This window comes from Serratia aquatilis (assembly GCF_044865145.1).
GTDB lineage: Bacteria > Pseudomonadota > Gammaproteobacteria > Enterobacterales > Enterobacteriaceae > Chania > Chania aquatilis.
This window is the reverse complement of sequence record NZ_CP173186.1, coordinates 4,246,636-4,271,414: the sequence shown is the minus strand read 5'-3', so window position 1 is coordinate 4,271,414 and position 24,779 is coordinate 4,246,636. Positions and strand designations below refer to the sequence as shown.

The following is a 24,779-nucleotide window of genomic DNA, read 5'->3' as shown; positions in this document are numbered from 1 at the left end:
GCAATCCTTTGGCAATATTTAAAAAAGCGACGAAGCTGAGACTGAGCTAAAATAGAAAACTTCGCTATTTGTATGACCTTTTACGCTGATATCTAAAAAACCATTATGACTGAACTACAACCGCCGTCTTCGAGGGCTCCTGGGCCTCGAAGACGTCTTAAGCGCAAAGCAAGAGTCCGCGAGTTTATCCGTCAGGATAAAACGCCGGTTGCTATTCTCATCATGGCAGCCGTGGTGGGAACTTTGGCGGGGTTACTGGGCGTTGCCTTTGAGAAAGCAGTCGATTGGGTCCAACAGCAACGTCTCTCGAGTTTGGCCTATGTTGCTAATTATTGGATCCTGGTCTGGCCGCTGGCATTTCTTCTTTCAGCCGTATTGGCGATGTTGGGGTACTACCTGGTTAAGCGTTTTGCTCCAGAGGCGGGTGGTTCCGGCATCCCAGAGATAGAAGGGGCCTTGGAGGAACTGCGTCCTGTTCGCTGGTGGCGAGTGATCCCGGTGAAATTTATCGGTGGCATGGGCACACTGGGGGCTGGGATGGTGCTTGGACGCGAGGGGCCAACGGTACAGATGGGTGCCAATATGGGACGAATGGTATTGGATTTGTTCCGTATGCGCAGTGCTGAGGCGCGCCATTCCTTACTGGCAACAGGTGCTGCCGCCGGTCTGTCCGCTGCCTTTAACGCCCCTCTGGCAGGTATTTTGTTTATCATCGAAGAGATGCGCCCGCAGTTTCGCTACAACCTGATCTCCATCAAAGCAGTGTTTATTGGCGTTATCATGTCGAGCATTGTCTACCGTGTATTTAATGGCGAACATGCGGTGATTGAGGTAGGCAAACTTGCCTCGGCACCGTTAAATACCTTGTGGTTGTATCTGGTGTTAGGGGCGGTATTCGGTGCCGTTGGCGTGATGTTCAACGCCATGGTGTTTCGTGCGCAGGATATGTTTACCCGCATCCACGGTGGAGAACTGCGTAAAATTCTGCTGATTGGTGGGCTACTGGGGGGCGCTTGCGGGGTTCTTGGTTTGATTCAACCGGAAGCTGCTGGTGGCGGCTTTGCCTTGATCCCGATAGCGGCGGCAGGGAATTATACCGTGGGAATGTTACTGTTCATCTTTATTGCCCGCGTGGTCACGACGCTACTTTGTTTCGGCTCTGGAGCTCCTGGCGGTATCTTTGCGCCAATGCTGGCATTGGGGACGCTGTTTGGTACCGCTTTCGGGCTTGCCAGCAGTCATCTGTTCCCGCAATACGGCATTGAGGCAGGCACCTTTGCTATCGCAGGTATGGGGGCTCTGTTTGCCGCTACCGTACGCGCGCCCTTAACTGGCATCGTGCTGGTACTGGAAATGACCGATAACTATCAGCTGATTCTGCCGATGATCATTACCTGTCTGGGGGCAACACTGGTAGCGCAATTCCTGGGAGGAAAACCACTGTATGCATCGTTGTTGGCTCGTACATTACAAAAGCAGGAGCAGGCGTTGGCAGAGAAAACAGGTAAAGAAAATGCAACTAATGCGGTGAATACTTGAACGTAACACTCAGGTATTAGATAATCAAAGGCATTAATCAAGTTGTCATGCTAGGCTATGTCCCTTAATTGCCAGCGGCACTTGCGTGAAATTAAGGGACACAGCCTACTAACCTGATGCTGAACAATGTTGGGAGTTAAGAGAATGAGTAATGAAACAGCACTGCCCTTGCAGTTTACAGAGGCAGCAGCAAGCAAGGTTAAATTCCTGATTGCAGATGAAGAAAATCCAAACCTGAAATTGCGGGTTTACATCACTGGTGGAGGCTGTAGCGGATTCCAGTACGGTTTCACTTTTGATGACAAGATCAATGAAGGCGATATGACCATCGAAAAACAGGGTGTGTCGCTGGTGGTTGATCCGATGAGTCTGCAATATCTGGTTGGTGGATCAGTAGACTATACCGAAGGGTTGGAAGGTTCACGTTTTGTTGTGACTAACCCGAATGCAAAAACCACCTGTGGCTGTGGTTCTTCATTCAGTATCTGATTACCACTTAGATAAGAAAACCCGCCAACGTTATCGGTTTGCGGGTTTTTTTATTCAGTAAATGGCGAAAATTCCCGCTATTGTTCGAGAATAAAAGCCGGTAACTTAAGGTGCCAGCGGATGGCCGCCAAACGAATACCAAGCGTGATGACCATGCCTAGCATCATGGCTTGCTGAATGGGCATACCAAAGCTGTAGAACGCGGCGGCATGCACCGCACCGCCAATAATACAGGCTGTGGCGTATACCTCGGTCCGCAAGATCATCGGGATTTCACGAGCCAACACATCACGGATAATCCCGCCACCCACGCCGGTAATCACCCCCATGCAGACGGCGACCAGTGGGCCACTGCCAGCGGCAAAAGCTTTGTTCACACCAATACCAACAAAAACGGCCAGACCAACGGCATCCAGCACCGGTAGGATCCATTTCGCTAAACGACGCGGCTGACGCACAAGCAGCAGTGTCAGTATGCAGGTGATCATTGCCACCACCAGATCGGTGGGATCTTTCACCCAGAATACCGGGCCGTTAGCTAATGCCATATCACGGATAGTACCGCCACCTATCGCGGTTACCACCCCTAGGACTAATACGCCAAACGGATCCATGCGCAGTTTGCCTGCCAAGAGTACGCCAGAAATGGCAAATACAGCAGTGCCAAGAATATCCAGCCAAAACATAAGACTATAGCTGATCATCGGGGGATCTCCGCCAATTGGCGGCACAACGTCTGTGCTGCCAGCATGATGCGCGGGCCTGCGCGGTTGAACCAATCTTCATCAAGTGCTATCACCGGCACGTTCAATTGTGGTGCCCAGAAGGCTTTTACGCTGGCGATCTGCTGTTCTCCTCCTGTCGTGACGATGGCTTGTGGCTTGCGCGCCAGTACCTGTTCACGGCTGACCTGCGGCCATGGCATTGGGCTTTCGGCAAAGATATTCTCCGCGCCACATAAAGACAGTACCTGGCTTTGCAAGGTATCCGCAGAACTGGTGAACAGTGGTTGTGTACCAAACTGCAACAAGACACGCTGTGGTGCATTATTGGCATAGCGGTTTTTCAGCTCGACCACCTGCTGCCGGATTTGCTCTGCGGCCTGATGTGCCAGCTCTGGGTGTGGGCTGTATTGTGCCAACTCATCCAGCGACTGGGCGATTTCATCAATATTTCTAGCATCCGAATAGAAAATAGGAATACCGAATGAGGCGAGTTGATCCAACACCCGCTGCGGGTTACCACCACGCCACGCCAAGATTAAATCAGGTTTCAGGGCCAGTACACGCTCCAGATTGATCCCTTGCCAAGACGCTACCTGTTCCAGCTTCTTGGCTTCTGGCGGGTAATCAGAATAAGCACTGACCGCCAGCAAGTTATCCCCCATGCCAGCAGCATAGGCGAGTTCAGTGGTACTGGGCGCCAGGCTTACCACTCGCTGGGAAGACGCGCTGGCTGGTAATGCTATCCAGAACAACCACCCGCACAGCAGGATAGAGAAAAGCAGCTTCACACTAACTGCGCTCAGCCAGGGCTTGCAACATGGCATTAACCATTAATGATGACTGCTTGGCCGCTACCACCAGGAATTCGTCGAAACTCATGTGTGATTGATGATCGGCAACGTCAGAAATGGCGCGCACCACGACGAATGGTGTACCGAACTGATGGCAGACATGGCCAATGGCGGCGGCTTCCATCTCAACAGCGGCAACGTTAGGGAAAGTGGCACGGATCCGGGCCAATGGTTCTGCACCATTAATGAAGGCGTCACCGCTGCAAATCAAACCGCGTGACGCATGCAGATCAAGCTGTTTGATGCAGTTTTCGGCCAGGGCGATGAGTTGGGCATCGGCGATAAACGCAGCTGGGCAACCGGCCATCTGCCCTGGTTCATAACCAAAGGCGGTAACATCGGCATCGTGATAGCGCACTTCTTCAGATACCACAATGTCGCCCACTTTCAATGTTGGTGCTAGTCCGCCAGCGGAACCTGTGTTGATCACCAGGTCTGGTTGGCATTGATCCAGCAGCAATGTGGTACCTAACGCGGCAGCCACTTTGCCTATACCGGATTTGAGCAGTGCTACCTCAACCCCACCGATCTGGCCGGTATAGATTTCACAGCCCGCGCGTTGAATAGTCTGGCGGTTTTCAATTTGTTCGCGCAACAGTGTGACTTCTTCTTCCATTGCGCCGATGATGCCTACTTTCATAAATAATACTCGCTGATTGGGTGTGGAAACTGCGCCATAGTCTATCATGGCTCAGAGAGAGAGATAATCCGCAATACCGTTGCATCCCAGGCAGGGAATTGTTATCACGGAGGGAATGCGCAACGGTGGGAGAGAGAGATGTCCGGGATCGACTTTAAGCAAAAAATCAGTTTTCAGCGCCCTTTCAGCAAACCGCTCGAAGCTGAAGAAGAATATGACATCGTCCGGCAATTTGAGAGCGATCGTGGGCGGATCATCAATTCGGCGGCTATACGTCGTTTGCAGCAGAAAACGCAGGTATTCCCGCTGGAGCGTAATGCAGCGGTGCGCAGTCGCCTGACGCACTCGATGGAGGTGCAGCAGGTAGGGCGGCATATTGCCAAAGAGATCCTCAATCGTTTCAAACAGGAAAAGCGTATTGATTCACTCGGTCTGACCAAATTGCTCGATCCTTTTGAAAGCATTGTCGAGATGGCTTGCCTGATGCATGACATTGGTAATCCCCCTTTTGGTCATTTCGGCGAGTCGGCAATTAACGATTGGTTCCGCCAGCGTCTTGATCCTGCCAATTGTGGCAGCGAGCCCGGCAGCCATGATCGTTGTCAGATTGATGTTCTCCGATTGCGTGAAGGTGATAACGATCTTAACCGCTTGCGTAGCCGCATTCGTCAAGATCTCTGTCAGTTTGAAGGTAATGCCCAAGCTATTCGGTTGGTATATACGTTGCTGAAACTGAATCTGACCTATGCCCAGGTTGGCTGCATCTTGAAATATACCCGCCCAGCTTATTGGATAGATAAAATTCCGGAAACTCACTGCTATTTGATGAAGAAACCGGGTTTTTATCTAGCTGAAGAGGCTTTTGTCGATCGTTTACGTCGTGAATTGAATATGGGGGAGTTTGATCGTTTTCCTCTTACCTATATTATGGAAGCCGCCGACGATATTTCTTATTGCGTTGCTGACTTGGAAGACGCAGTTGAAAAAAACATTTTTACCGTCGAGCAGTTATATCAACATCTTACTCAGGAATGGGGGGAAGTCGTACCTGGGGATTTGTTTGATAAAACGGTAGCCAGAGCATTTGGTAAAATTGAACGTAGTGGCACTCGGCGAAGCTCGGAAGATCAATTCTTTATGTATCTGCGGGTATTTACCGTGGCCCGGCTGGTTCCGCACGCTGCGCAACGTTTCATAGATAATCTTGATGCGGTTTTCCATGGTTACTTCAATGGTGCACTGTTGGAAGACTCGAGCCCGGCCTATGAACTGCTTAAAATCTTCAAGAATGTCGCCTTCAAACATGTATTCAACCACCCGGAAGTAGAGCAGTTAGAGTTACAGGGATACAGAGTTATCAATGGATTACTGGAAATTTACAGCCCGCTACTGTTGATGCCACTAACGGATTTCAGCCAGTTGGTGCGGGAGGATAGCCACCGTGGATTCCCCATTGAAACCAGACTGTTTCATAAGCTCTCTACCAAACACCGGTTGGCGTATATCGAGGCAGTAGAAGGCTTGCAGCATCTTTCTGCGGAACAGCAGTCAATCCGAGAATATTATTATCGGGCTCGACTTTTACAGGATTATATCAGCGGGATGACAGACCTTTATGCTTATGATGAGTATCGTCGCCTAATGGCCGCAGAATAATAGCCCCTTCATACTCCAAGTTGCTTGGGTGTTGGCTGCGTTACTTGGCCCATGCTGGGCCACTGCAAGCAGCGTTCAAATCTGCCAGGCAGATTTGTCGCTCACCCTAGTCACATAGTTTATCTATGCTCCTAGGGCTTGACTCAATTGCCGCCTACAAGCAACTCGGATTATTTTGGGTATAGATAAGGTATATAATTACTTATTTTCCAGCGAGTAGGATAGCCGAGGAGGAGTATTTCGAGTTTTGTAAAGACCATCAATATTTGTTTACTATTACGCTTCACAGGTTTCGGAACTTCAAGTTATTAACGGGTTCTTATAAGGCACAAAAAACCTGTATTTCCTTGAACGACTTTAAGAGACTCACAAATGAAAAAAACAGCACTAATTTTAAGCGCCTTGGCTTTCAGTATTGGTTTGGCTTTGGGGCCGGTAAGTACCGCCAATGCTGCACAAAGTGCTTCTGCATCAACCAGTGCCCAGCCGTTACCAAGCTTGGCCCCCATGTTGGAGAAGGTTATGCCTTCGGTGGTGAGCATCAATGTGGAAGGTAGCACCACGGTGAATTCTCCAAAGATGCCTCAACAGTTCCAGCAGTTTTTCGGTGATAACTCACCGTTCTGTCAGGATGGTTCCCCTTTCCAGGGCTCGCCAATGTGTCAGCAGGGGCATGGGGAGGCTACCAAAGAAACCTTCAAGGCGCTGGGTTCTGGTGTCATCATTGATGCCACTAAAGGGTATGTGGTTACCAATAATCACGTAGTGGACAATGCCAGCAAGATTATGGTGCAACTGAGCGATGGCCGTCGTTTTGAAGCCAAAGTGATCGGTAAAGATCCCCGTTCTGATATCGCATTGATCCAATTGAAAGATGCTAAAAACCTGACTGCTATCAAAATGGCAGACTCGGAACAACTGCGCGTAGGCGATTACACGGTTGCGATAGGGAACCCGTATGGCTTGGGCGAAACCGTAACCTCCGGGATCGTATCTGCTCTGGGGCGCAGTGGCCTGAACATTGAAAACTACGAGAACTTTATTCAAACCGATGCAGCCATCAACCGCGGTAACTCCGGTGGCGCGTTGGTCAACTTGAACGGTGAACTGATCGGTATCAACACCGCTATTTTGGCACCGGACGGTGGTAACATCGGTATCGGTTTTGCCATTCCGAGCAATATGGTGAAAAACCTGACTGCGCAGATGGTGGAGTTTGGTCAGGTGAAACGCGGCGAGTTGGGCATCATGGGAACCGAACTCAATTCTGATCTGGCGCAGGCTATGAAAGTGGACGCACAGCGTGGCGCATTTGTCAGCCAGGTAGTGCCAAAATCCTCAGCCGACAAGGCAGGTATCAAGGCGGGTGACGTGATCGTTACCATGAACGGTAAAGCGATCTCCAGTTTCGCGTCGTTCCGCGCCGAGATTGGTACGCTGCCGATTGGTAGCAAGATGTCTTTGGGTATCATCCGCAATGGCAAGCCGTTGACGATCGAAGTCACACTGGAGCAAGGCAGCCAGGCTCAGGTCGAATCCGGTAATATTTATACCGGTATTGAAGGGGCGGAGTTGAGCAACAATGTCGCCAAAGAAAAAGGTGTGAAAGTTGACAGCGTGAAAGCAGGAAGTGCTGCAGCACGCATTGGTCTGAAGAAAGGCGACCTTATCCTGGGTGTTAACCAGCAACCCGTAGAGAACCTGGGTGAACTAAGGAAGATCCTTGATAGTAAACCTTCAGTATTGGCGTTGAGCATCCTGCGCGGTGACACGTCATTGTATCTGCTGATGCGTTAAGATTTTCCTACGATCACACCAGGCACGCTTCGGCGTGCCTGGTGTGTTTTATAGCCTTGATAACCAGCTTGGCTGCCAGTTACTCAGCCCAGTCGGAAACGTGCTTCGCTATTTACCAGTTCAATTTCATCCAAAAGTTCCAGCCACTCCGGTTCTAAATCGCTGCTATTTACCCCCTGACGTAACTGTTGTTCAAGATAGAAGCACAGTTGTTTGAGGCGGGGAACACCGCTGTAGCTGCAACTGCCGTGCAGTTTGTGGATCAGATCCAGAATAGTGTCGTCATGTTCGCCTTCCAACAGTGCTTTCACTCGTTCACTGACCTGTGGCAGGAATTCGATTAACATCTGCAGCAGGTCTCGCGCCAGATCTTCTTTATTGGCTGCCTGGCGCAGTGCTAATGGCCAATCCAACGACAGCGGTTGCTCAACAGGGGGGCTAGATTTGGCGGGTTCAGGTTCTGCATCGACAGTATGATAGCGGGAAAGTACCTTTGTCAGCATGGCCTCATCAATCGGTTTCGCAAGATAGTCATCCATTCCTGCCTGCAGTAGGTGCTCCCGTTCTCCACTCACTGCGTGAGCGGTAACTGCCACGATTGGTGTGGAGTTGTGATGTGGCATTTGGCGAATGAGTTCGCTGGCTCGAAGCCCGTCGATATTCGGCATCTGAATATCCATCAGGATCATATCGAGTACATTGTCTCGTGCCAGGGCGATAGCTTCTTCACCGCTTTCACACAGCAGCGTTTTTTCCACCTGTTCGGCCAGCAGAGTCCCGATCAACTTCAGGTTGGCGGGGTTATCATCTACAGCCATTACCGTCAGCGGTAAGCGCTTGCGCACCGGCGGGAGGCTCAATAGGTAAGGGGCTTCCATGCGCAGTAAAGGATATAGCCGATTGCTACTGATTGGCTTGATCAGGCAACCAATTGCACCGAGCTTTTTCATCTCTTCGGCGTCAATTTGCGACTGACTAGGTAGCGCCAGGATCACTCGATAGGCAATTTTCAGCGCTTCCATCAGCTTGTCTCTATGCCTGGAAACATTGTCTTTATAGGGGATTGGCACGCCGAGGAGAAGGAAGTCATAATCATTTTTCGGCAATTGCCCCAGTGTTGGTGAATAAATCACTTCCAACTGAGTGGTACTTAATATACTCAGCGCGGCCTGTGCAGCAGCAGGATTGGCTTCGACATAGGCAAGCGTTTTACCTCGCAGATCCGGCAAGCTTGGTGGTAGCAATAGCAAGCTTTCGTTGAGATCTAACGTAATGTGGAACCAGAAAGTGGAACCTCGGTTTAGTTGGCTGTGGAAACAGATATCCCCACCCATCTCTTTCACCAGTTTCTGAGTGATTACCAAGCCCAGGCCGGTACCGCCATGACGACGTGAAATACTGGCATCCGCCTGACGGAAGGCTTGGAACAATTGTGATTGTTGACGCTCAGAAATGCCGATGCCGGTATCGTGGATCTGTACTTCCAGTTCAACTTGCCCCTCCAACTGGTTACGCTGTTCTACCCGGATATCAATGTTGCCAGTCTCGGTGAATTTCACCGCATTACCGAGCAGATTGGTAATCACCTGTTGTAGACGCAATGAGTCGCCAATCACCTGCTCAGGTACGTCGTTATGCACGTCCAAAGTCAGTTCCAACCCTTTTTCATGCGCGCTAGGGGCCAGCAATACGATCACTTCATCCAACGTTTCACGCAGAGAGAACGGGATATGTTCCAGCACCAGTTTACCGGCTTCCAGTTTGGAGAAGTCCAGCACATCGTTAATGATCGTCAATAGATTGTTGGCGGAACGTTCGATGGTTTGCAGATAGTCGGCTTGAGTGGCGCTAAGGTCGGTTTTCAACATCTGGCGGGTAAAACCAATGACACCATTGAGTGGAGTCCGCAACTCATGTGACATGTTAGCCAGAAATTCGGATTTGATACGAGCGGCTTCTTGCGCGCGCTTTTTGGCCAGATCCAGTTCAACGTTCTGGATCTCCATTTGTTCTAGCGTTTCGCGCAGATCGGAAGTGGCTTGATCGATATTTTGCTGCATCTCCTCATGATAGGCGGTGAGTGACATCGCCATAGAGTTGATGCCGTTTTTCAACATGTGCAGCTCACCAAGCATAAAGCCTTCAACCCGGCTGTCGAGTTGACCACGGCGGATACGGTCGACAGTATTCACCATGTTGCGGATCGGGCCGGTGACGTCGCGCATTAGGCGATATGCAAACAGGATGGCAATACACATGCACAGCAGCAGCAGCAGTGTCGAAATAAAGACCTCTTTGTATTGTTGCAATCTCACCGATTGTAGATCCAGCTCGATCGCAACATAGCCTAGAGTGTTGTCCGGCTGAACATCGCTGTTGCTACTTTCATCAGGGTAGTGGGTCTCTGTTACGATGGGGGTACGCAGGATTAAAGAGTCGCCTCGCCGCGTCAGCATCAATTCGGCGGGGACTGGCATACCTTTCGGTAACTGCAATTGATTGTAATTGTAGTGATAATTTGAAGTGACAAACAGGTTGTTATCCGTATCAAACACGGCAATCGAACGCACAATATCTGAATGGCGGCGGTGCAGAAGGCTAACCAGTTGCCTTACTGACTCACGGCTGCGGAAGGTCATGCCATATTCGCTGGCCACGGCCAAAGGTTCGATAATGCTGGCACCGGAGTCTACCAGTTGCTCCTGAAGTTCGTTGTAGCGGTGCACAACAAAGAACGTGCTGAGGAGAAGACCGATCATTAATGTCGGCGCAAGGATCAGGATCATCATCCGCGCACGCAAGCTATATTTGGTCATGGGATTCCAATGTGGGAGAATTGGGACTAATTCTAGCTTAATGAACCAGCACACAATCGACAATATGGCGCAATTCTACTCCCCCAAACGCCGTGTGACGACCCGGCCAGCTTCACAAATATTAACTGTAACGGTAACCGATCTCGATCCATTCGGCCAGGGAGTGGCTCACCATGAGGGTAAAGCTGTATTTGTAGCTGGCGCTTTGCCGGGCGAACAAGCCGAAATTTTACTGATTGAAGACAAAAAGCAATTTGCCAAGGGCAAGCTAAAACGCTTGTTGAATCGCAGTCCGCAACGTATAGCACCACGTTGCCCACATTTTGGTGTATGTGGCGGCTGCCAGCAGCAACATGCCTCAAAGGAACTGCAACAGCAGAGTAAGTCGGCAGCTTTGGGTCGTATGATTGGCCGCGAAACCGGTATAACGCCACAGCAGGAGCCGGTGATTACAAGCCCGCAATACGGTTATCGTCGGCGGGCTCGCCTAAGTCTGATCTGGCAAGCGAAACAGCAAAAATTGCTGATAGGATTTCGCCAGGCGGCATCTGCCGATCTGGTGGCGGTGAAGCAATGCCCGGTATTGGTAGCAGAACTGGAACGGCTGTTGATACCCTTGGGTGACTGTTTGAGTGGGCTTCAAGCCGTCAGGCGGTTGGGGCATGTTGAATTGGTTCAGGCGGATAACGTGTCAGTTTTGGTGATACGCCACCTGGAAGAGCTTAAAGAGAACGATCGTCAGGCTTTGCTATCTTTTGCATTGCAGCAAAAAGTCTCCATCTATTTGGCTCCAGACAGTGAAAGGCTGGTAAAACTGTGCGGGGAAGCGCCGTATTACAGGGTTGACGGGTTACGCTTAGACTTCAGCCCCCGTGATTTTATTCAGGTTAATGATGCGGTAAATCAGCAAATGGTGGCTCAGGCCCTTGAATGGCTTAATATTGGGCCCAATGATCGGGTATTGGATCTGTTTTGCGGGATGGGTAACTTTACCCTACCGTTAGCCAAACGGGCAAAAGCAGTGGTGGGGATAGAAGGTGTTGCCACGCTGGTAGCGAATGGGCAATATAATGCACATAAGAATTTGCTGACTAATGTATCATTTTTCCATGAGAATCTGGAGGATGACGTTGAGCGGCAACCTTGGGCAGCACAGGGATTTGATAAGGTAATGTTGGACCCTGCCCGCGCAGGCGCGCCTGGAGTGATGTCACATATAGTAAAGTTGGCACCAGAGCGCGTGGTTTACGTTTCCTGTAATCCTACGACGCTGGCACGCGACAGTAAAGTGTTGCTAAACGCCGGTTATCGTCTTGCTCGTGTGCGGATGTTGGACATGTTTCCGCATACGGGGCATCTTGAATCCATGGCGCTGTTTATTCACGCGTCCGGGAACGCTGCAAAGTAGGGAGAAGTTATGGTTGCGGTAAGAAGTGCACATCTGAATACGGCGGGTGAATTCGCGCTTGATGATTGGATCGCCAGCCTGGGTCTTCCTAACCCACAGTCAGGTGAGCGATTAGCCGCAACCTGGCGTTATTGTGAGCAGCAGACCAAAAACCACCCCGACGCGCCACTTTTACTCTGGCGCGGCCTGGAAATGGTGGAAATCCTCTCAACTCTCAGCATGGACAACGACAGCATGCGCGCGGCGTTGCTGTTTCCGCTGGTGGACGCTGCGATTGTGCAGGAGGCCACGCTGACCGAAGAGTTTGGTTCTGGTATCACTTCTCTGGTTCATGGTGTGAGAGACATGGACGCTATTCGCCAACTGAAAGCCACGCACAACGACTCTATGGGTTCTGAGCAGGTCGATAACGTTCGCCGTATGCTGCTGGCCATGGTGGAAGACTTCCGTTGCGTGGTTATCAAGCTTGCTGAACGGATCACTCACTTGCGGGAAGTCAAAGATGCGCCTGAAGACGAACGGGTGTTGGCGGCCAAGGAGTGTTCAAATATTTATGCCCCATTGGCCAACCGCCTGGGTATTGGCCAACTGAAGTGGGAACTGGAGGATTTCTGTTTCCGTTACCTGCATCCGGATGAATACAAACGTATTGCCAAGCTGTTGCACGAGCGCCGAATCGACCGTGAGCAGTTTATTGATGATTTCGTTGCCTCGTTACACAAAGCAATGGTGGATGAAGGCATCAATGCGGAAATCTATGGCCGGCCAAAGCATATCTACAGCATCTGGCGCAAGATGCAGAAGAAATCGTTGGCCTTTGACGAGTTGTTCGATGTCCGTGCGGTGCGTGTTGTCGTTGAGCGTTTGCAGGATTGCTATGCTGCATTGGGCATTGTGCATACGCATTTTCGCCATTTGCCGGATGAGTTCGACGATTATGTCGCTAACCCGAAACCAAACGGTTATCAATCGATTCATACCGTGGTGCTAGGGCCGCGGGGCAAAACGCTGGAAATCCAGATCCGCACCCGTCAGATGCATGAAGATGCCGAACTGGGTGTTGCCGCGCACTGGAAATATAAAGAAGGGGCGGTAGCCGCTGCGCGTTCGGGCTATGAAGAGCGCATCGCCTGGCTGCGTAAACTGATTGCCTGGCAGGAAGAGATGGCTGATTCAGGCGAAATGCTTGATGAAGTCCGCAGTCAGGTGTTTGACGATCGGGTTTATGTCTTTACGCCCAAAGGCGACGTGATGGATCTGCCAGCCGGCTCGACGCCACTCGATTTTGCCTACCATATTCATAGCGATGTTGGCCATCGTTGCATTGGCGCCAAAATTGGCGGTCGCATTGTGCCATTTACCTATCAGTTGCAGATGGGCGATCAGATTGAAATTATCACCCAGAAGCAACCCAACCCCAGCCGTGACTGGCTAAACCCGAATCTGGGCTATGTGACCACCAGCCGTGGTCGCTCCAAGATCCACAACTGGTTCCGCAAACAGGATCGTGATAAAAACATCCTGGCTGGTCGGCAGATGCTCGACAATGAGCTGGAACACCTTGGTATCAGCCTGCGAGAGGCTGAAAAACTGCTGATCCCACGTTATAACGTTAATTCGCTAGATGAAGTGCTGGCTGCAATTGGTGGTGGTGATATTCGCCTGAATCAGATGGTGAATTTTCTCCAGGGCAAGCTCCATAAGCCGAGCGCAGAAGAGCAGGACCGTGAAGCCCTGCGCCAACTGACCCACCATAAAACGCCCGCTGCTGCCCGTAGCAAAGATAATGGCCGCGTAGTGGTTGAAGGGGTCGGTAATCTGATGCACCACATTGCCCGTTGCTGCCAACCGATCCCTGGCGACGACATTGTTGGTTTTATCACTCAGGGCCGCGGGATCTCGATCCACCGTGCGGACTGTGATCAACTGGCAGAACTGCAATCTCATGCTCCAGAGCGGATCGTTGACGCCGTCTGGGGGGAAAGCTACTCCAGTGGTTATTCATTGGTGGTTAGGGTAGTAGCTAACGATCGCAGTGGATTATTGCGCGACATTACCACTATTTTGGCTAACGAAAAGGTCAACGTGTTGGGGGTTGCCAGCCGGAGTGACACTAAAAAGCAGTTGGCGACAATTGATATGGATATCGAAATCTATAATCAGCAGGTGCTTGGGCGCGTATTGGCCAAACTTAACCAATTGCCGGACGTTATTGATGCTAAACGTCTGCACGGCAAGTGAATATCCGGCGGTTTTTCAAGCCGTACCGTTTTTATCGCCTTGATGGATCCTGTGAGCCATAGGCGCAACTTTAATATGGGCACTTTGGTGCCCGTTTTTTTGTCAGAGATATCAATATGACCCAATCCATCCCGTTGCAACGCCTGCTGAACATCATGAAAACCTTGCGTGATCCGCAGGGAGGATGCCCGTGGGACCGTAAGCAAACTTTTGCCACTATCGCACCTTACACACTGGAAGAGACTTACGAAGTGCTGGATGCCATCGAGCGCCAGGATTTTGCCGATCTGCGTGATGAATTGGGTGACCTGCTGTTCCAGGTGGTGTTTTATGCGCAGATGGGGCACGAGCAGGGGCTGTTTGATTTTGACCAGATCTGCAATGCAATCAGCGACAAGCTTGAGCGTCGTCATCCACATATCTTTGGTGAAGCGCAAGCCGCCGACAGTGAAGCCGTTTCGGCACGCTGGGAGCAATTGAAGGCCGGGGAACGGGCAGAGAAAGCCCTGCATTCGGCGCTGGATGATATTCCCAATGCCTTACCCGCGTTGATGAAAGCCCAGAAAATTCAGAAACGTTGTTCTGCGGTAGGTTTTGATTGGAACACGCTGGGACCGGTGCTGGATAAAGTGTACGAAGAACTCGATGAGGTGATGTTTGAGGCGAAGCAAGCGGTGGTAGATGAGCAAAAGCTGGAGGAGGAAATTGGCGATCTGCTATTTGCCACCGTCAATCTCTCTCGCCACCTTGGGCACAAAGCTGAAAACGCGCTGCAGGTGGCCAACCGCAAGTTTGAGCGGCGTTTCCGCCAGGTTGAGGAAATCGTGCAGCAACAGGGCCTGAGGATGCAAGATGCCACACTGGAACAGATGGAAGAGGCCTGGCAGCAAGTGAAACGCCTGGAAAACCCATCATAAATACCATTGCTTGCTCAGTGCCGCTTGTTTGATCGGTGACAATATTCAAGTATGCTGAAACGGTTAAGCTCTACACCATAGTTTGCTGAACGATGTGTTAATGGGTACAAAAAGCCAATAAACTGAAATGTAAGGTTTTTTTTGGAAAAAGATACGGTTTATTGATGGTTTTCCGTGCTAACTTGTTGTTTTAAAAAAGTATGATAAGTGGGGCTTGCAGATTTTACCCGGAATAACCCAGGGGAGTTACAGAGATGATGGAAGGCAAAACGATCGTTTGTAGGTCAGGAGAGGTTCGGGTATACTACTTTCCCGTCTTGGTTCTTCCATCGTCTTTAAACCTAAACTCTCAGGTTCAGCATGACAACTAATTATATTTTTGTGACCGGCGGGGTCGTATCCTCTCTGGGTAAAGGCATTGCCGCAGCCTCTCTGGCGGCTATTCTTGAAGCCCGTGGCCTCAACGTTACCATCATGAAACTGGACCCGTACATCAATGTGGATCCGGGCACCATGAGCCCGATTCAGCATGGGGAAGTTTTCGTCACCGAAGACGGCGCTGAAACCGATCTTGATCTGGGTCACTACGAGCGCTTTATCCGTACCAAAATGACGCGGCGTAATAATTTTACCACTGGCCGTATCTACTCCGATGTACTGCGTAAAGAGCGTCGTGGCGACTATTTGGGTGCCACCGTACAGGTTATCCCGCACGTTACCAACGCCATTAAAGAACGCATCATCGAGGGCGGCGAAGGCCACGATGTGGTGCTGGTTGAAATCGGTGGTACGGTTGGTGATATCGAATCTCTGCCATTCCTGGAAGCCATTCGCCAGATGGCGGTTGAAGTGGGCCGCGAGCATACGCTGTACATGCATTTGACGTTGGTGCCGTATCTGGCCGCAGCAGGTGAAGTCAAAACCAAGCCTACTCAGCATTCAGTAAAAGAACTGCTTTCCATAGGTATTCAGCCTGATGTGTTGATCTGTCGTTCCGACCGCACAGTTCCGGCAAACGAACGCGCGAAAATTGCCCTGTTCTGTAATGTGCCGGAAAAAGCCGTTATCTCGCTTAAAGACGTTGATTCTATTTATAAAATTCCAGGCCTATTGAAATCCCAAGGGTTGGACGATTATATTTGTAAACGATTCAGCCTCAATGCCCCGGAAGCTAACCTGGCCGAATGGGAGCAGGTGATTTACCAAGAAGCGAATCCAGGTGGTGAAGTGACCATCGGCATGGTAGGCAAATATGTCGAACTGCCGGATGCCTACAAGTCTGTTATTGAGGCGCTGAAGCACGGTGGTCTTAAAAATCGTCTGACCGTCAATATCAAGCTGATTGATTCACAAGATGTTGAAACACGCGGTGTTGAAGTGCTGAAAGACCTGGATGCGATCCTCATTCCCGGTGGCTTTGGTTACCGTGGCGTGGAAGGCAAAGTGATGACGGCGCGTTATGCGCGCGAGAACAAAATTCCTTATCTGGGCATTTGCCTGGGGATGCAGGTGGCGTTAATCGAGTTTGCCCGTAACGTGGCGGGCATGCAAAACGCCAACTCGACTGAATTTGTGCCAGACTGTAAGTATCCTGTGATTGCTTTAATTACTGAATGGCGCGATGAAGACGGCAACGTTGAAGTGCGTACTGAAGAAAGTGATTTGGGTGGTACCATGCGTGTTGGTGGGCAGCAATGCCATCTGACCGACAACAGCCTGGTACGCAAGATGTATGGCGAGCCAACTATAGTTGAACGTCATCGCCACCGCTATGAAGTGAACAACATGTTGTTGAAGCCGATCGAAGCCGCCGGTTTAGTGGTTGCTGGCCGTTCTGCTGATAACAAGCTGGTTGAGATTATCGAATTGCCCGACCACCCGTGGTTTGTGGCCTGTCAGTTCCACCCTGAGTTTACTTCGACGCCGCGTGATGGGCACCCGTTGTTCGCTGGTTTTGTCAAAGCGGCGGGCGAGCATCAGAAGCGTCAGGTGAAATAAGAGTTTTGGTAAGCGACGCGCGGCAATAACCGCGCGTTTGTTTGTCTGGAGTTTTAGTTTAACTTGTGACTTAAGGAAAACCTGTATGTCTAAAATTGTTAAAGTCATTGGCCGTGAAATCATCGACTCACGCGGAAACCCTACCGTTGAAGCTGAAGTTCATCTGGAAGGTGGTTTCGTCGGTCTGGCTGCAGCACCGTCAGGTGCATCTACCGGTTCTCGTGAAGCACTGGAACTGCGTGATGGTGACAAATCTCGTTTTCTGGGTAAAGGCGTATTGAAAGCCGTTGCTGCGGTAAACGGCCCAATCGCTCAGGCAGTACTGGGTAAAGATGCCAAAGACCAGGCTAACATCGATAAAATCATGATCGACCTGGACGGCACTGAGAACAAATCCCAGTTTGGTGCTAACGCCATCCTGGCAGTTTCACTGGCTGCTGCTAAAGCCGCTGCTGCATCCAAAGGCATGCCGCTGTATGAGCACATTGCAGAACTGAACGGCACCCCAGGCAAATTCTCTATGCCTCTGCCAATGATGAACATCATCAACGGTGGTGAGCACGCCGACAACAACGTCGACATTCAAGAGTTCATGATCCAGCCAGTAGGTGCGAAAACTCTGAAAGAAGCTGTGCGCATCGGTTCTGAAGTTTTCCATCACCTGGCAAAAGTGCTGAAAGCCAAAGGCATGAACACTGCAGTGGGTGATGAAGGTGGCTATGCTCCAAACCTGGGTTCAAACGCTGAAGCTCTGGCTGTTATCGCCGAAGCGGTGAAAGCAGCAGGGTACGAACTGGGTAAAGACGTGACTCTGGCTATGGACTGTGCAGCCTCTGAATTCTACAAAGACGGCAAATACGTTCTGGCTGGCGAAGGCAACAAAGCGTTCACCTCTGAAGAGTTCACTCACTTCCTGGAAGAACTGACCAAGCAATACCCAATCGTTTCTATCGAAGACGGTCTGGATGAATCTGACTGGGCTGGTTTCGCGTACCAGACCAAAGTGCTGGGCGACAAAATCCAGCTGGTTGGTGACGATCTGTTCGTAACCAACACTAAGATCCTGAAAGAAGGTATCGAGAAAGGCATCGCTAACTCCATCCTGATCAAATTCAACCAGATCGGTTCTTTGACCGAAACTCTGGCTGCTATCAAGATGGCTAAAGATGCTGGTTACACTGCGGTTATCTCTCACCGTTCAGGTGAAACCGAAGATGCAACTATCGCTGACTTGGCAGTAGGTACTGCAGCTGGCCAGATCAAAACCGGTTCTATGAGCCGTTCTGACCGTGTTGCAAAATATAACCAACTGATCCGTATCGAAGAAGCGCTGGGCGACCGCGCACCGTTCAATGGCCTGAAAGAAGTTAAAGGTCAGTAATAACGGTCTGATTCGTTACTAAGTAAAAAAAACCCGCTGCGGCGGGTTTTTGTTTTCTAGCTGCTTTACCTACTGCTAAAGCACGTCTGATTATTACTGACTTTCAGTCGTGGCTATCGCGGGTGACCCCCCATCCTTTTTACGTACCCACAACCAATAAGCCAGCGTCAGGAATGCTACCCACACCAATCCTACAAACAGTGCAATACGGCTCGCTTCGAAGTAACCGAGCAGGCCGATGACAAACAGCATAAATGCCGTTGCCAGCGCAGGGGCTACCGGCCACCAAGGTACCGGGAAACTCAGTTTACTGATTTCTTCTTTGGTGAGTGTGCGGCGCATGGCGATTTGTGAAAGCAGGATCATCAGCCATACCCAAACCGTGGCGAAGGTAGCAATAGAGGCAATAATCATGAATATTTTTTCAGGGATCAGGTAGTTGAGTACCACCGCCAGCAGTAAAGCGATGGACATCACCAATACGGTCATCCATGGCACCCCGTTATTGGTCAGCTTGGAGAAGCTTTTAGGTGCCTGACCATCATTAGCCATGCCATACATCATGCGGCCAGCCCCGAAAATATCACTGTTGATGGCGGAGATAGCGGCGGTGATCACTACCACGTTCAGGACGTTAGCTGCCGAACTGATCCCCAGATTGCTGAAGATTTCCACGAACGGGCTACCATTTTGACCAATGCTGTTCCACGGGTAGATAGACATTAATACCAGAAGCGTTAACACGTAGAACAACAGGATACGTATCGGCACGGCATTGATCGCCTTTGGCAGTACCTTGGCGGGATCTTTGGCTTCGCTGGCGGTAATCCCGATAATTTCAATCCCGCCGAAGGCAAACATAACCACAGCCAGCGAAGCGACAACACCGCCAATCCCGTTTGGCATAAACCCACCGTGCTGCCACAGGTTACTGAAACCGGTAGCCTGCTGTGTCATACCGAAGCCAAACAGCATCACGGCGGCACCGCCGACGATCATCGCCACAATAGCCGCAACCTTGACTAATGACAGCCAGAACTCCATTTCACCAAACACTTTGACGTTGCACATATTGAGCGCACCAATAAAGAAGATGATACTCAACACCCAGACCCACTGCGCAACTTCCGGGAACCATAGCCCCATATAGATGCCGAAGGCCGTCACGTCGGCCAGCGCCACGATCACCATCTCAAAGGTATAGGTCCAGCCGGTGAGGAATCCGGCTAATGGGCCAAGGTAATGGCTGGCATAGTGGCCAAAGGAACCAGAAACGGGCTGATGCACTGCCATTTCTCCTAATGCCCGCATTACCATAAACACTGCGGCACCGCCTACCAGATAGGCCAGCAGCACCGCTGGGCCAGCTAACTGAATTGCGCCGGCTGAGCCGTAAAATAAACCAGTGCCGATGGCTGAACCCAGAGCCATAAAGCGAATATGCCGGGCGTTCAAGCCGCGTCGTAGTTGTGGTTTCTCGGTACGCATGTTGCTCTCCGTATTAATTTAGTTGTCGGACAGGCAGCGCTATCCGCGCCGGGGGAACGAATCCCGGCGGGATAGAGTACGAACTTGTAGGGTAATAGGCTTTGTTACATCTGGCTAGGCAGCAAGGTAGCAGGTATCAGAGCGGTTAGATGACCCGCCGCTAACAGTTGGCTGGCCGCTTCGATATCAGGGGCAAAGAACCGATCTTTATCGTAATAGCTGACATGCTCACGCAGCAGACGGCGAGCCTGTTCCAGGCCTTCGGTCGTTTGCAGGCCTTTACGAAAATCTAATCCTTGGCATGCAGATAGCCATTCCACAGCCAGAATGCCACGCACATTATCTGCCATTTCCCACAGGCGACGGCCCGCTGCTGGTGCCATTGATACGTGGTCTTCCTGGTTTGCTGACGTCGGGATGCTGTCGACACTCGCTGGGTGAGCCAGTGCTTTGTTTTCACTGGTCAGGGCCGCAGCTGTGACCTGGGCAATCATAAAACCGGAGTTTACGCCGCCGTTTTCCACCAGGAATGGCGGCAACTGCGACATGTGTTTATCCATCAGCAGAGAGATACGGCGCTCAGAGAGTGAACCGATCTCAGCGAATGCCAGTGCCAGATTATCTGCCGCCATAGCAACCGGCTCCGCATGGAAATTGCCGCCCGACAGGACATCGCCCTGATCGGCAAACACCAGCGGGTTATCAGAAACTGCGTTGGCTTCGATTTGTAGTACTTCTGCTGCCTGACGGATTTGTGTCAGACAAGCCCCCATTACCTGGGGTTGGCAGCGCAGAGAATAAGGATCCTGCACTTTCTCGCAGTTCTGATGCGAGTCAGAAATGGCGCTACGTTCCCCCAACAGATGACGATAAGCAGTTGCGGCATCGATCTGGCCGCGCTGCCCACGGACTTCGTGAATACGTGGATCGAATGGGCTACGCGATCCCAGAGCGGCTTCAACTGTCAGGCTGCCCGTTACCGTTGCGGCAGCGTACAGATCTTCCGCGTCAAACAGGCCGCGCAGAGCGAAAGCAGCGGAAACCTGCGTGCCGTTGAGCAGAGCCAGCCCCTCTTTGGCTGCCAGCGTCAAGGGTTTCAGGCCGGCTTTAGCCAGTGCTTCGGTCGCCGGTAACCATTCCCCTTGGTAGCGTGCCTTGCCTTCACCCAGCAACACCAGACTCATATGTGCCAGCGGGGCCAGATCGCCTGAAGCACCGACAGAACCTTTTAGCGGAATATGCGGATACACTTCGGTATTGACCAACGCCATCAGCGCCTGAATAACCTCCAGACGGATCCCTGAGAAACCACGGGACAGGCTGTTGATCTTCAGAACCATAATCAGGCGCACCAGATTGTCATCGGTAGGAGCACCGACACCAGCCGAGTGGGACAGCACGATGGAGCGCTGTAGGTTTTCTAAATCTTCACGGGCAATACGGGTAGAAGCCAGCAGACCAAAGCCGGTATTGATGCCGTAGGTAGTGCGGTTTTCTTCCACAATGCGTTCCACACAGGCAACGCTTTTCTGGATCGCACCGTAGGCGTTGTCGTCCAGCGTAACCGTAACCGGATGCTGATAAACCTGACGCAACTCTGCAAGGGTTAGCTTGCCAGGGCGGATAGTCAGCGTTTTCATGCTTTATCCCCCTGAGTTGCAGCCACCATAGGTAAGTTAAGGCCTTGTTCACGGGCGCAGTCGATTGCAATATCGTATCCGGCATCGGCATGACGCATGACACCGGTAGCCGGGTCGTTATGCAGCACACGTGCAATACGCTCGGCGGCTTCATCGGTGCCATCACAAACAATGACCATACCGGAATGTTGGGAGAAGCCCATACCTACGCCACCACCGTGGTGTAGAGAAACCCATGTTGCACCACTTGCGGTGTTGAGCAAGGCGTTGAGCAGCGGCCAGTCGGACACGGCGTCGGAACCGTCTTTCATTGATTCCGTTTCACGGTTCGGGCTGGCTACCGAGCCTGAATCCAGATGGTCGCGGCCAATTACGATAGGTGCAGAAAGTTCGCCACTGCGCACCATCTCATTAAACGCCAAGCCCAGTTTGGCTCGTTGGCCAAGCCCAACCCAACAGATACGCGCCGGTAAACCTTGGAAACTGATGCGTTCGCGTGCCATATCCAACCAGCGATGGAGATGCTCATCGTCCGGGATCAACTCTTTGACCATGGCGTCAGTTTTGTAGATATCCTGCGGATCGCCAGACAACGCAGCCCAACGGAATGGGCCGATCCCCCGGCAGAACAGAGGGCGAATATATGCCGGTACAAAACCTGGGAAATCAAAGGCGTTCTCGACACCCATTTCTTGAGCCATCTGGCGGATGTTGTTCCCGTAATCGAAGGTTGGCACTCCCATTTTCTGGAATGCCAGCATGGCGGTGACATGTTCGGCCATTGATTGTTTAGCCGCTTTTACTACCAGAGCAGGTTCAGTTTGCGCGCGACGACGGTATTCTTCCCAGTTCCAGCCTTTCGGTAAGTAACCGTTCAGTGGATCGTGGGCACTGGTCTGGTCTGTCACCATATCCGGGCGTACGCCACGTTTGACCAGCTCTGGCAGAATTTCTGCCGCATTACCGCAAAGGGCGATGGAGATTGCTTTACCTTCGGCAGTGTATTTTTTGATTCGCGCTAGTGCGTCATCCAAATCCTTGGCCTGCTCGTCGACATAACGGGTCTTCAAGCGGAAATCGATACGGCTTTGCTGGCATTCTATATTCAACGAACAGGCTCCAGCCAGCGTAGCGGCCAATGGTTGTGCACCACCCATCCCGCCCAGCCCAGCAGTCAAAACCCAGCGGCCCTGCAGACTACCCTCGTAATGCTGACGGCCAGCTTCAACGAAAGTTTCGTAGGTGCCTTGCACAATGCCTTGGCTGCCAATGTAAATCCAACTGCCGGCGGTCATCTGGCCATACATTGCCAGACCTTTAGCATCCAACTCGTTGAAGTGCTCCCAGGTTGCCCAGTGAGGAACCAGGTTAGAGTTGGCAATCAGTACACGTGGAGCGTTACTATGGGTTTTGAAAACGCCCACCGGTTTGCCCGATTGCACCAACAGGGTCTCGTTATCTTCCAAGTTCTTCAGTGTTTCGACAATCTTGTCGTAGCAATCCCAATCGCGGGCCGCGCGGCCAATGCCACCATAAACCACCAACTCGTGCGGATCCTCTGCTACCTCAGGGTCTAGATTGTTCATCAGCATGCGCAGTGGCGCTTCGGTCTGCCAGCTTTTGGCATTTAATTTTGTGCCGCGTGGTGCGCGAACATCGACGTTGCGAATTTTGTTATTTGCAGTCACAGCGATTTCCTCAAACAGTATCGGTACAGATCTCATGACGAGGCATGAAAGGCCCCAAGTCATAACAATGCGTAGGTTTAATTAACATATACTTGTATGTACAAGCATATGCAACACTGACCAGTGAAGCGCTGAAATGCATAACGAAAACTGTGTTTTTTATTAAGATTTTGTTTTTATTGTTTATTTTTTAAATTTTGGCATTGATTGGATGCCATTAAATAGTGAGCCATACGACAAAAATGAATTAAAGTTGTGTCATTTTTGAGCTATAAATCACAATAATTTTACATATGAGTTACAAGTTGTTGGCGCGCAAAGTGACGATGGGATCCAACCAGGGGTTCTGCGATAATCATGCTTTATCCTTCTGAATTGAGAAATCGATGAATTACCCGATTAATGAAATGTTCCAGACCTTGCAGGGTGAAGGTTATTTCACCGGTGTACCGGCTATTTTTATCCGCTTGCAGGGTTGCCCAGTGGGATGCAGTTGGTGCGATACCAAACATACCTGGGAAAAGAACGCCGATCGGGAAGTCGATGTACAACGGATCTTGGTAAAGAACCAGGAGAGCGACACATGGAGTAACGCCACCGCTGAGCGACTGCTCGAGGTGATCCAACAGCAGGGATACACTGCCCGTCACATTGTCATTACTGGCGGCGAACCGTGCATTTACGATCTGAACCCACTGACCACGTTTTTGGAAAATAACGGTTTTAGCTGCCAGATCGAAACCAGCGGTACCCATGAGGTTCGTTGTTCTCCCACTACCTGGGTGACTGTTTCGCCGAAAGTAAATATGCGCGGAGGATTAAAGGTATTAGAACAGGCGCTGATTCGTGCCGATGAGATCAAACACCCGGTTGGGCGTGAGCGAGATATCGAGGCTCTGGATATGTTATTAGCCACGTTACACGACCAAAAACATCGAATCATCGCTCTACAACCCATTAGCCAGAAAGAAGAGGCCACGCGGTTGTGTATTGAAACCTGTATCGCCCGTAACTGGCGGCTTTCAATGCAAACTCACAAGTATCTCAATATCGCCTGACAATCCCTTAGCCCTTATACACACAACCAGCGGTGCAGGTTTCTTTCACCATCACTGCGCTTAATGCTGGCAGTTGTGGCTTCACTTGCTGCCAAATCCAGGCAGCAAGCACTTCGCTGGTGGGATTCTCTAATCCAGGAATTTCATTCAGGTAATGATGATCAAGACGCTGCCAAATGGGGTCAAACGCGGCCTTAATCTCGGCAAAATCCATTACCCAACCGGTATGCGCATCCACTTCGCCGGTTACTTCCAGACGCACCAGAAAAGAATGTCCGTGCAGACGACCGCATTTGTGGCCCTCTGGCACATGTGGCAGAAAGTGTGCGGCTTCAAACTGAAAATCTTTAAACAGCGTGGTTGGCATCAATACAGCCTCATTGATTCAAAAACTGCCGCATAGTAACGGAAAGTGGGTCTGCTTGCCATTTATCCCCGACAGCTAAG

The 24,779-nt window shown here is 51.0% G+C and carries 18 protein-coding genes; 10 read left to right on the top strand and 8 right to left on the bottom strand.

Annotated elements, in window-relative coordinates; translation table 11 throughout:
- Positions 1 to 105: 105 nt before the first annotated feature.
- Entirely contained in the window at positions 106 to 1,539 is a 1,434-nt protein-coding gene (gene clcA, locus SAQUA_RS19280; RefSeq protein WP_380678455.1) for a H(+)/Cl(-) exchange transporter ClcA, read from the top strand.
- Positions 1,540 to 1,683: 144 nt separating this feature from the next.
- Positions 1,684 to 2,028 carry an iron-sulfur cluster insertion protein ErpA gene (erpA, locus tag SAQUA_RS19275; RefSeq protein ID WP_380678453.1) on the top strand — a complete coding sequence of 115 codons (345 nt, stop codon included), beginning with the start codon at positions 1,684 to 1,686 and terminating at the stop codon, positions 2,026 to 2,028.
- A 77-nt stretch (positions 2,029 to 2,105) separates the two neighbouring features.
- Here the strand turns inward: erpA and SAQUA_RS19270 are convergent, their stop codons facing one another.
- Genes SAQUA_RS19270 through mtnN form a run of 3 tightly spaced genes read right to left on the bottom strand, consistent with a single transcriptional unit; the run spans position 2,106 to position 4,244 of the window.
- Positions 2,106 to 2,732, bottom strand: a complete 627-nt coding sequence (locus SAQUA_RS19270; protein WP_380678451.1) for a TRIC cation channel family protein — start codon at positions 2,730 to 2,732, stop codon at positions 2,106 to 2,108.
- Positions 2,729 to 3,577, bottom strand: a complete 849-nt coding sequence (gene btuF / locus SAQUA_RS19265; protein ID WP_380678449.1) for a vitamin B12 ABC transporter substrate-binding protein BtuF — start codon at positions 3,575 to 3,577, stop codon at positions 2,729 to 2,731. Before btuF ends, SAQUA_RS19270 begins: the two co-directional genes overlap by 4 nt.
- Entirely contained in the window at positions 3,543 to 4,244 is a 702-nt protein-coding gene (gene mtnN, locus SAQUA_RS19260; protein WP_380678447.1) for a 5'-methylthioadenosine/S-adenosylhomocysteine nucleosidase, read from the bottom strand. The genes btuF and mtnN overlap by 35 nt, the downstream gene beginning before the upstream one ends.
- A 138-nt stretch (positions 4,245 to 4,382) precedes the next feature.
- Between mtnN and dgt the strand changes: the two genes are divergently transcribed.
- Entirely contained in the window at positions 4,383 to 5,900 is a 1,518-nt protein-coding gene (gene dgt / locus SAQUA_RS19255) for a dGTPase (protein WP_380678444.1), read from the top strand.
- Between the two features lie 372 nt (positions 5,901 to 6,272).
- The gene (gene degP, locus SAQUA_RS19250; protein ID WP_380678442.1) at positions 6,273 to 7,697 is read left to right on the top strand and encodes a serine endoprotease DegP; all 1,425 of its coding nucleotides are present in this window, start codon (positions 6,273 to 6,275) and stop codon (positions 7,695 to 7,697) included.
- An 83-nt stretch (positions 7,698 to 7,780) separates the two neighbouring features.
- On the opposite strand, the gene barA is transcribed toward degP, so the two are convergent.
- Positions 7,781 to 10,513, bottom strand: a complete 2,733-nt coding sequence (gene barA, locus SAQUA_RS19245; protein ID WP_380678440.1) for a two-component sensor histidine kinase BarA — start codon at positions 10,511 to 10,513, stop codon at positions 7,781 to 7,783.
- A gap of 64 nt (positions 10,514 to 10,577) precedes the next feature.
- Here barA and rlmD point away from each other — a divergent pair, with 64 nt between their 5' ends.
- The 5 genes from rlmD to eno all read left to right on the top strand — a co-directional run bounded on the left by rlmD (position 10,578) and on the right by eno (position 18,458).
- Entirely contained in the window at positions 10,578 to 11,921 is a 1,344-nt protein-coding gene (gene rlmD, locus SAQUA_RS19240; protein WP_380678574.1) for a 23S rRNA (uracil(1939)-C(5))-methyltransferase RlmD, read from the top strand.
- A 9-nt stretch (positions 11,922 to 11,930) separates the two neighbouring features.
- Positions 11,931 to 14,162: a GTP diphosphokinase gene (gene relA / locus SAQUA_RS19235; protein WP_380678438.1), complete on the top strand. Its 2,232-nt coding sequence runs from the start codon at positions 11,931 to 11,933 to the stop codon at positions 14,160 to 14,162.
- A 116-nt stretch (positions 14,163 to 14,278) separates the two neighbouring features.
- Positions 14,279 to 15,079, top strand: a complete 801-nt coding sequence (mazG, locus tag SAQUA_RS19230; RefSeq protein WP_380678436.1) for a nucleoside triphosphate pyrophosphohydrolase — start codon at positions 14,279 to 14,281, stop codon at positions 15,077 to 15,079.
- A gap of 360 nt (positions 15,080 to 15,439) precedes the next feature.
- A complete protein-coding gene (pyrG, locus tag SAQUA_RS19225) occupies positions 15,440 to 17,077 on the top strand; it encodes a glutamine hydrolyzing CTP synthase (protein ID WP_380678434.1) in 1,638 nt (545 codons plus the stop codon).
- Positions 17,078 to 17,162: 85 nt separating this feature from the next.
- A complete protein-coding gene (eno, locus tag SAQUA_RS19220; protein ID WP_380678431.1) occupies positions 17,163 to 18,458 on the top strand; it encodes a phosphopyruvate hydratase in 1,296 nt (431 codons plus the stop codon).
- Positions 18,459 to 18,551: 93 nt separating this feature from the next.
- Here eno and SAQUA_RS19215 read toward each other — a convergent pair whose 3' ends face one another.
- The 3 genes from SAQUA_RS19215 to hutU all read right to left on the bottom strand — a co-directional run bounded on the left by SAQUA_RS19215 (position 18,552) and on the right by hutU (position 23,274).
- Positions 18,552 to 19,946, bottom strand: a complete 1,395-nt coding sequence (locus tag SAQUA_RS19215) for an amino acid permease (RefSeq protein WP_380678429.1) — start codon at positions 19,944 to 19,946, stop codon at positions 18,552 to 18,554.
- Between the two features lie 104 nt (positions 19,947 to 20,050).
- On the bottom strand, positions 20,051 to 21,586 hold the full coding sequence (gene hutH, locus SAQUA_RS19210; RefSeq protein ID WP_380678427.1) for a histidine ammonia-lyase: 1,536 nt from the start codon (positions 21,584 to 21,586) through the stop codon (positions 20,051 to 20,053).
- The gene (gene hutU / locus SAQUA_RS19205) at positions 21,583 to 23,274 is read right to left on the bottom strand and encodes a urocanate hydratase (RefSeq protein ID WP_380678425.1); all 1,692 of its coding nucleotides are present in this window, start codon (positions 23,272 to 23,274) and stop codon (positions 21,583 to 21,585) included. The genes hutH and hutU overlap by 4 nt, the downstream gene beginning before the upstream one ends.
- A gap of 386 nt (positions 23,275 to 23,660) precedes the next feature.
- Here hutU and queE point away from each other — a divergent pair, with 386 nt between their 5' ends.
- Positions 23,661 to 24,332: a 7-carboxy-7-deazaguanine synthase QueE gene (queE, locus tag SAQUA_RS19200; RefSeq protein ID WP_380678423.1), complete on the top strand. Its 672-nt coding sequence runs from the start codon at positions 23,661 to 23,663 to the stop codon at positions 24,330 to 24,332.
- A gap of 7 nt (positions 24,333 to 24,339) precedes the next feature.
- On the opposite strand, the gene queD is transcribed toward queE, so the two are convergent.
- Positions 24,340 to 24,699 carry a 6-carboxytetrahydropterin synthase QueD gene (queD, locus tag SAQUA_RS19195; RefSeq protein ID WP_380678421.1) on the bottom strand — a complete coding sequence of 120 codons (360 nt, stop codon included), beginning with the start codon at positions 24,697 to 24,699 and terminating at the stop codon, positions 24,340 to 24,342.
- Positions 24,700 to 24,779: the final 80 nt, after the last annotated feature.

What these genes read in the sequence shown, in the direction of transcription:
- mazG (WP_380678436.1), top strand. Translation starts at nt 14,279, where the DNA reads ATGACCCAATCCATCCCGTTGCAACGCCTGCTGAACATCATGAAAACC.
- erpA (WP_380678453.1), top strand. Translation starts at nt 1,684, where the DNA reads ATGAGTAATGAAACAGCACTGCCCTTGCAGTTTACAGAGGCAGCAGCA.
- btuF (WP_380678449.1), bottom strand. Translation starts at nt 3,577, where the DNA reads ATGCCATGTTGCAAGCCCTGGCTGAGCGCAGTTAGTGTGAAGCTGCTT.
- rlmD (WP_380678574.1), top strand. Translation starts at nt 10,578, where the DNA reads ATGGCGCAATTCTACTCCCCCAAACGCCGTGTGACGACCCGGCCAGCT.
- SAQUA_RS19215 (WP_380678429.1), bottom strand. Translation starts at nt 19,946, where the DNA reads ATGCGTACCGAGAAACCACAACTACGACGCGGCTTGAACGCCCGGCAT.
- hutH (WP_380678427.1), bottom strand. Translation starts at nt 21,586, where the DNA reads ATGAAAACGCTGACTATCCGCCCTGGCAAGCTAACCCTTGCAGAGTTG.
- relA (WP_380678438.1), top strand. Translation starts at nt 11,931, where the DNA reads ATGGTTGCGGTAAGAAGTGCACATCTGAATACGGCGGGTGAATTCGCG.
- pyrG (WP_380678434.1), top strand. Translation starts at nt 15,440, where the DNA reads ATGACAACTAATTATATTTTTGTGACCGGCGGGGTCGTATCCTCTCTG.
- SAQUA_RS19270 (WP_380678451.1), bottom strand. Translation starts at nt 2,732, where the DNA reads ATGATCAGCTATAGTCTTATGTTTTGGCTGGATATTCTTGGCACTGCT.
- degP (WP_380678442.1), top strand. Translation starts at nt 6,273, where the DNA reads ATGAAAAAAACAGCACTAATTTTAAGCGCCTTGGCTTTCAGTATTGGT.
- dgt (WP_380678444.1), top strand. Translation starts at nt 4,383, where the DNA reads ATGTCCGGGATCGACTTTAAGCAAAAAATCAGTTTTCAGCGCCCTTTC.
- queD (WP_380678421.1), bottom strand. Translation starts at nt 24,699, where the DNA reads ATGCCAACCACGCTGTTTAAAGATTTTCAGTTTGAAGCCGCACACTTT.
- barA (WP_380678440.1), bottom strand. Translation starts at nt 10,513, where the DNA reads ATGACCAAATATAGCTTGCGTGCGCGGATGATGATCCTGATCCTTGCG.
- queE (WP_380678423.1), top strand. Translation starts at nt 23,661, where the DNA reads ATGAATTACCCGATTAATGAAATGTTCCAGACCTTGCAGGGTGAAGGT.
- mtnN (WP_380678447.1), bottom strand. Translation starts at nt 4,244, where the DNA reads ATGAAAGTAGGCATCATCGGCGCAATGGAAGAAGAAGTCACACTGTTG.
- clcA (WP_380678455.1), top strand. Translation starts at nt 106, where the DNA reads ATGACTGAACTACAACCGCCGTCTTCGAGGGCTCCTGGGCCTCGAAGA.
- eno (WP_380678431.1), top strand. Translation starts at nt 17,163, where the DNA reads ATGTCTAAAATTGTTAAAGTCATTGGCCGTGAAATCATCGACTCACGC.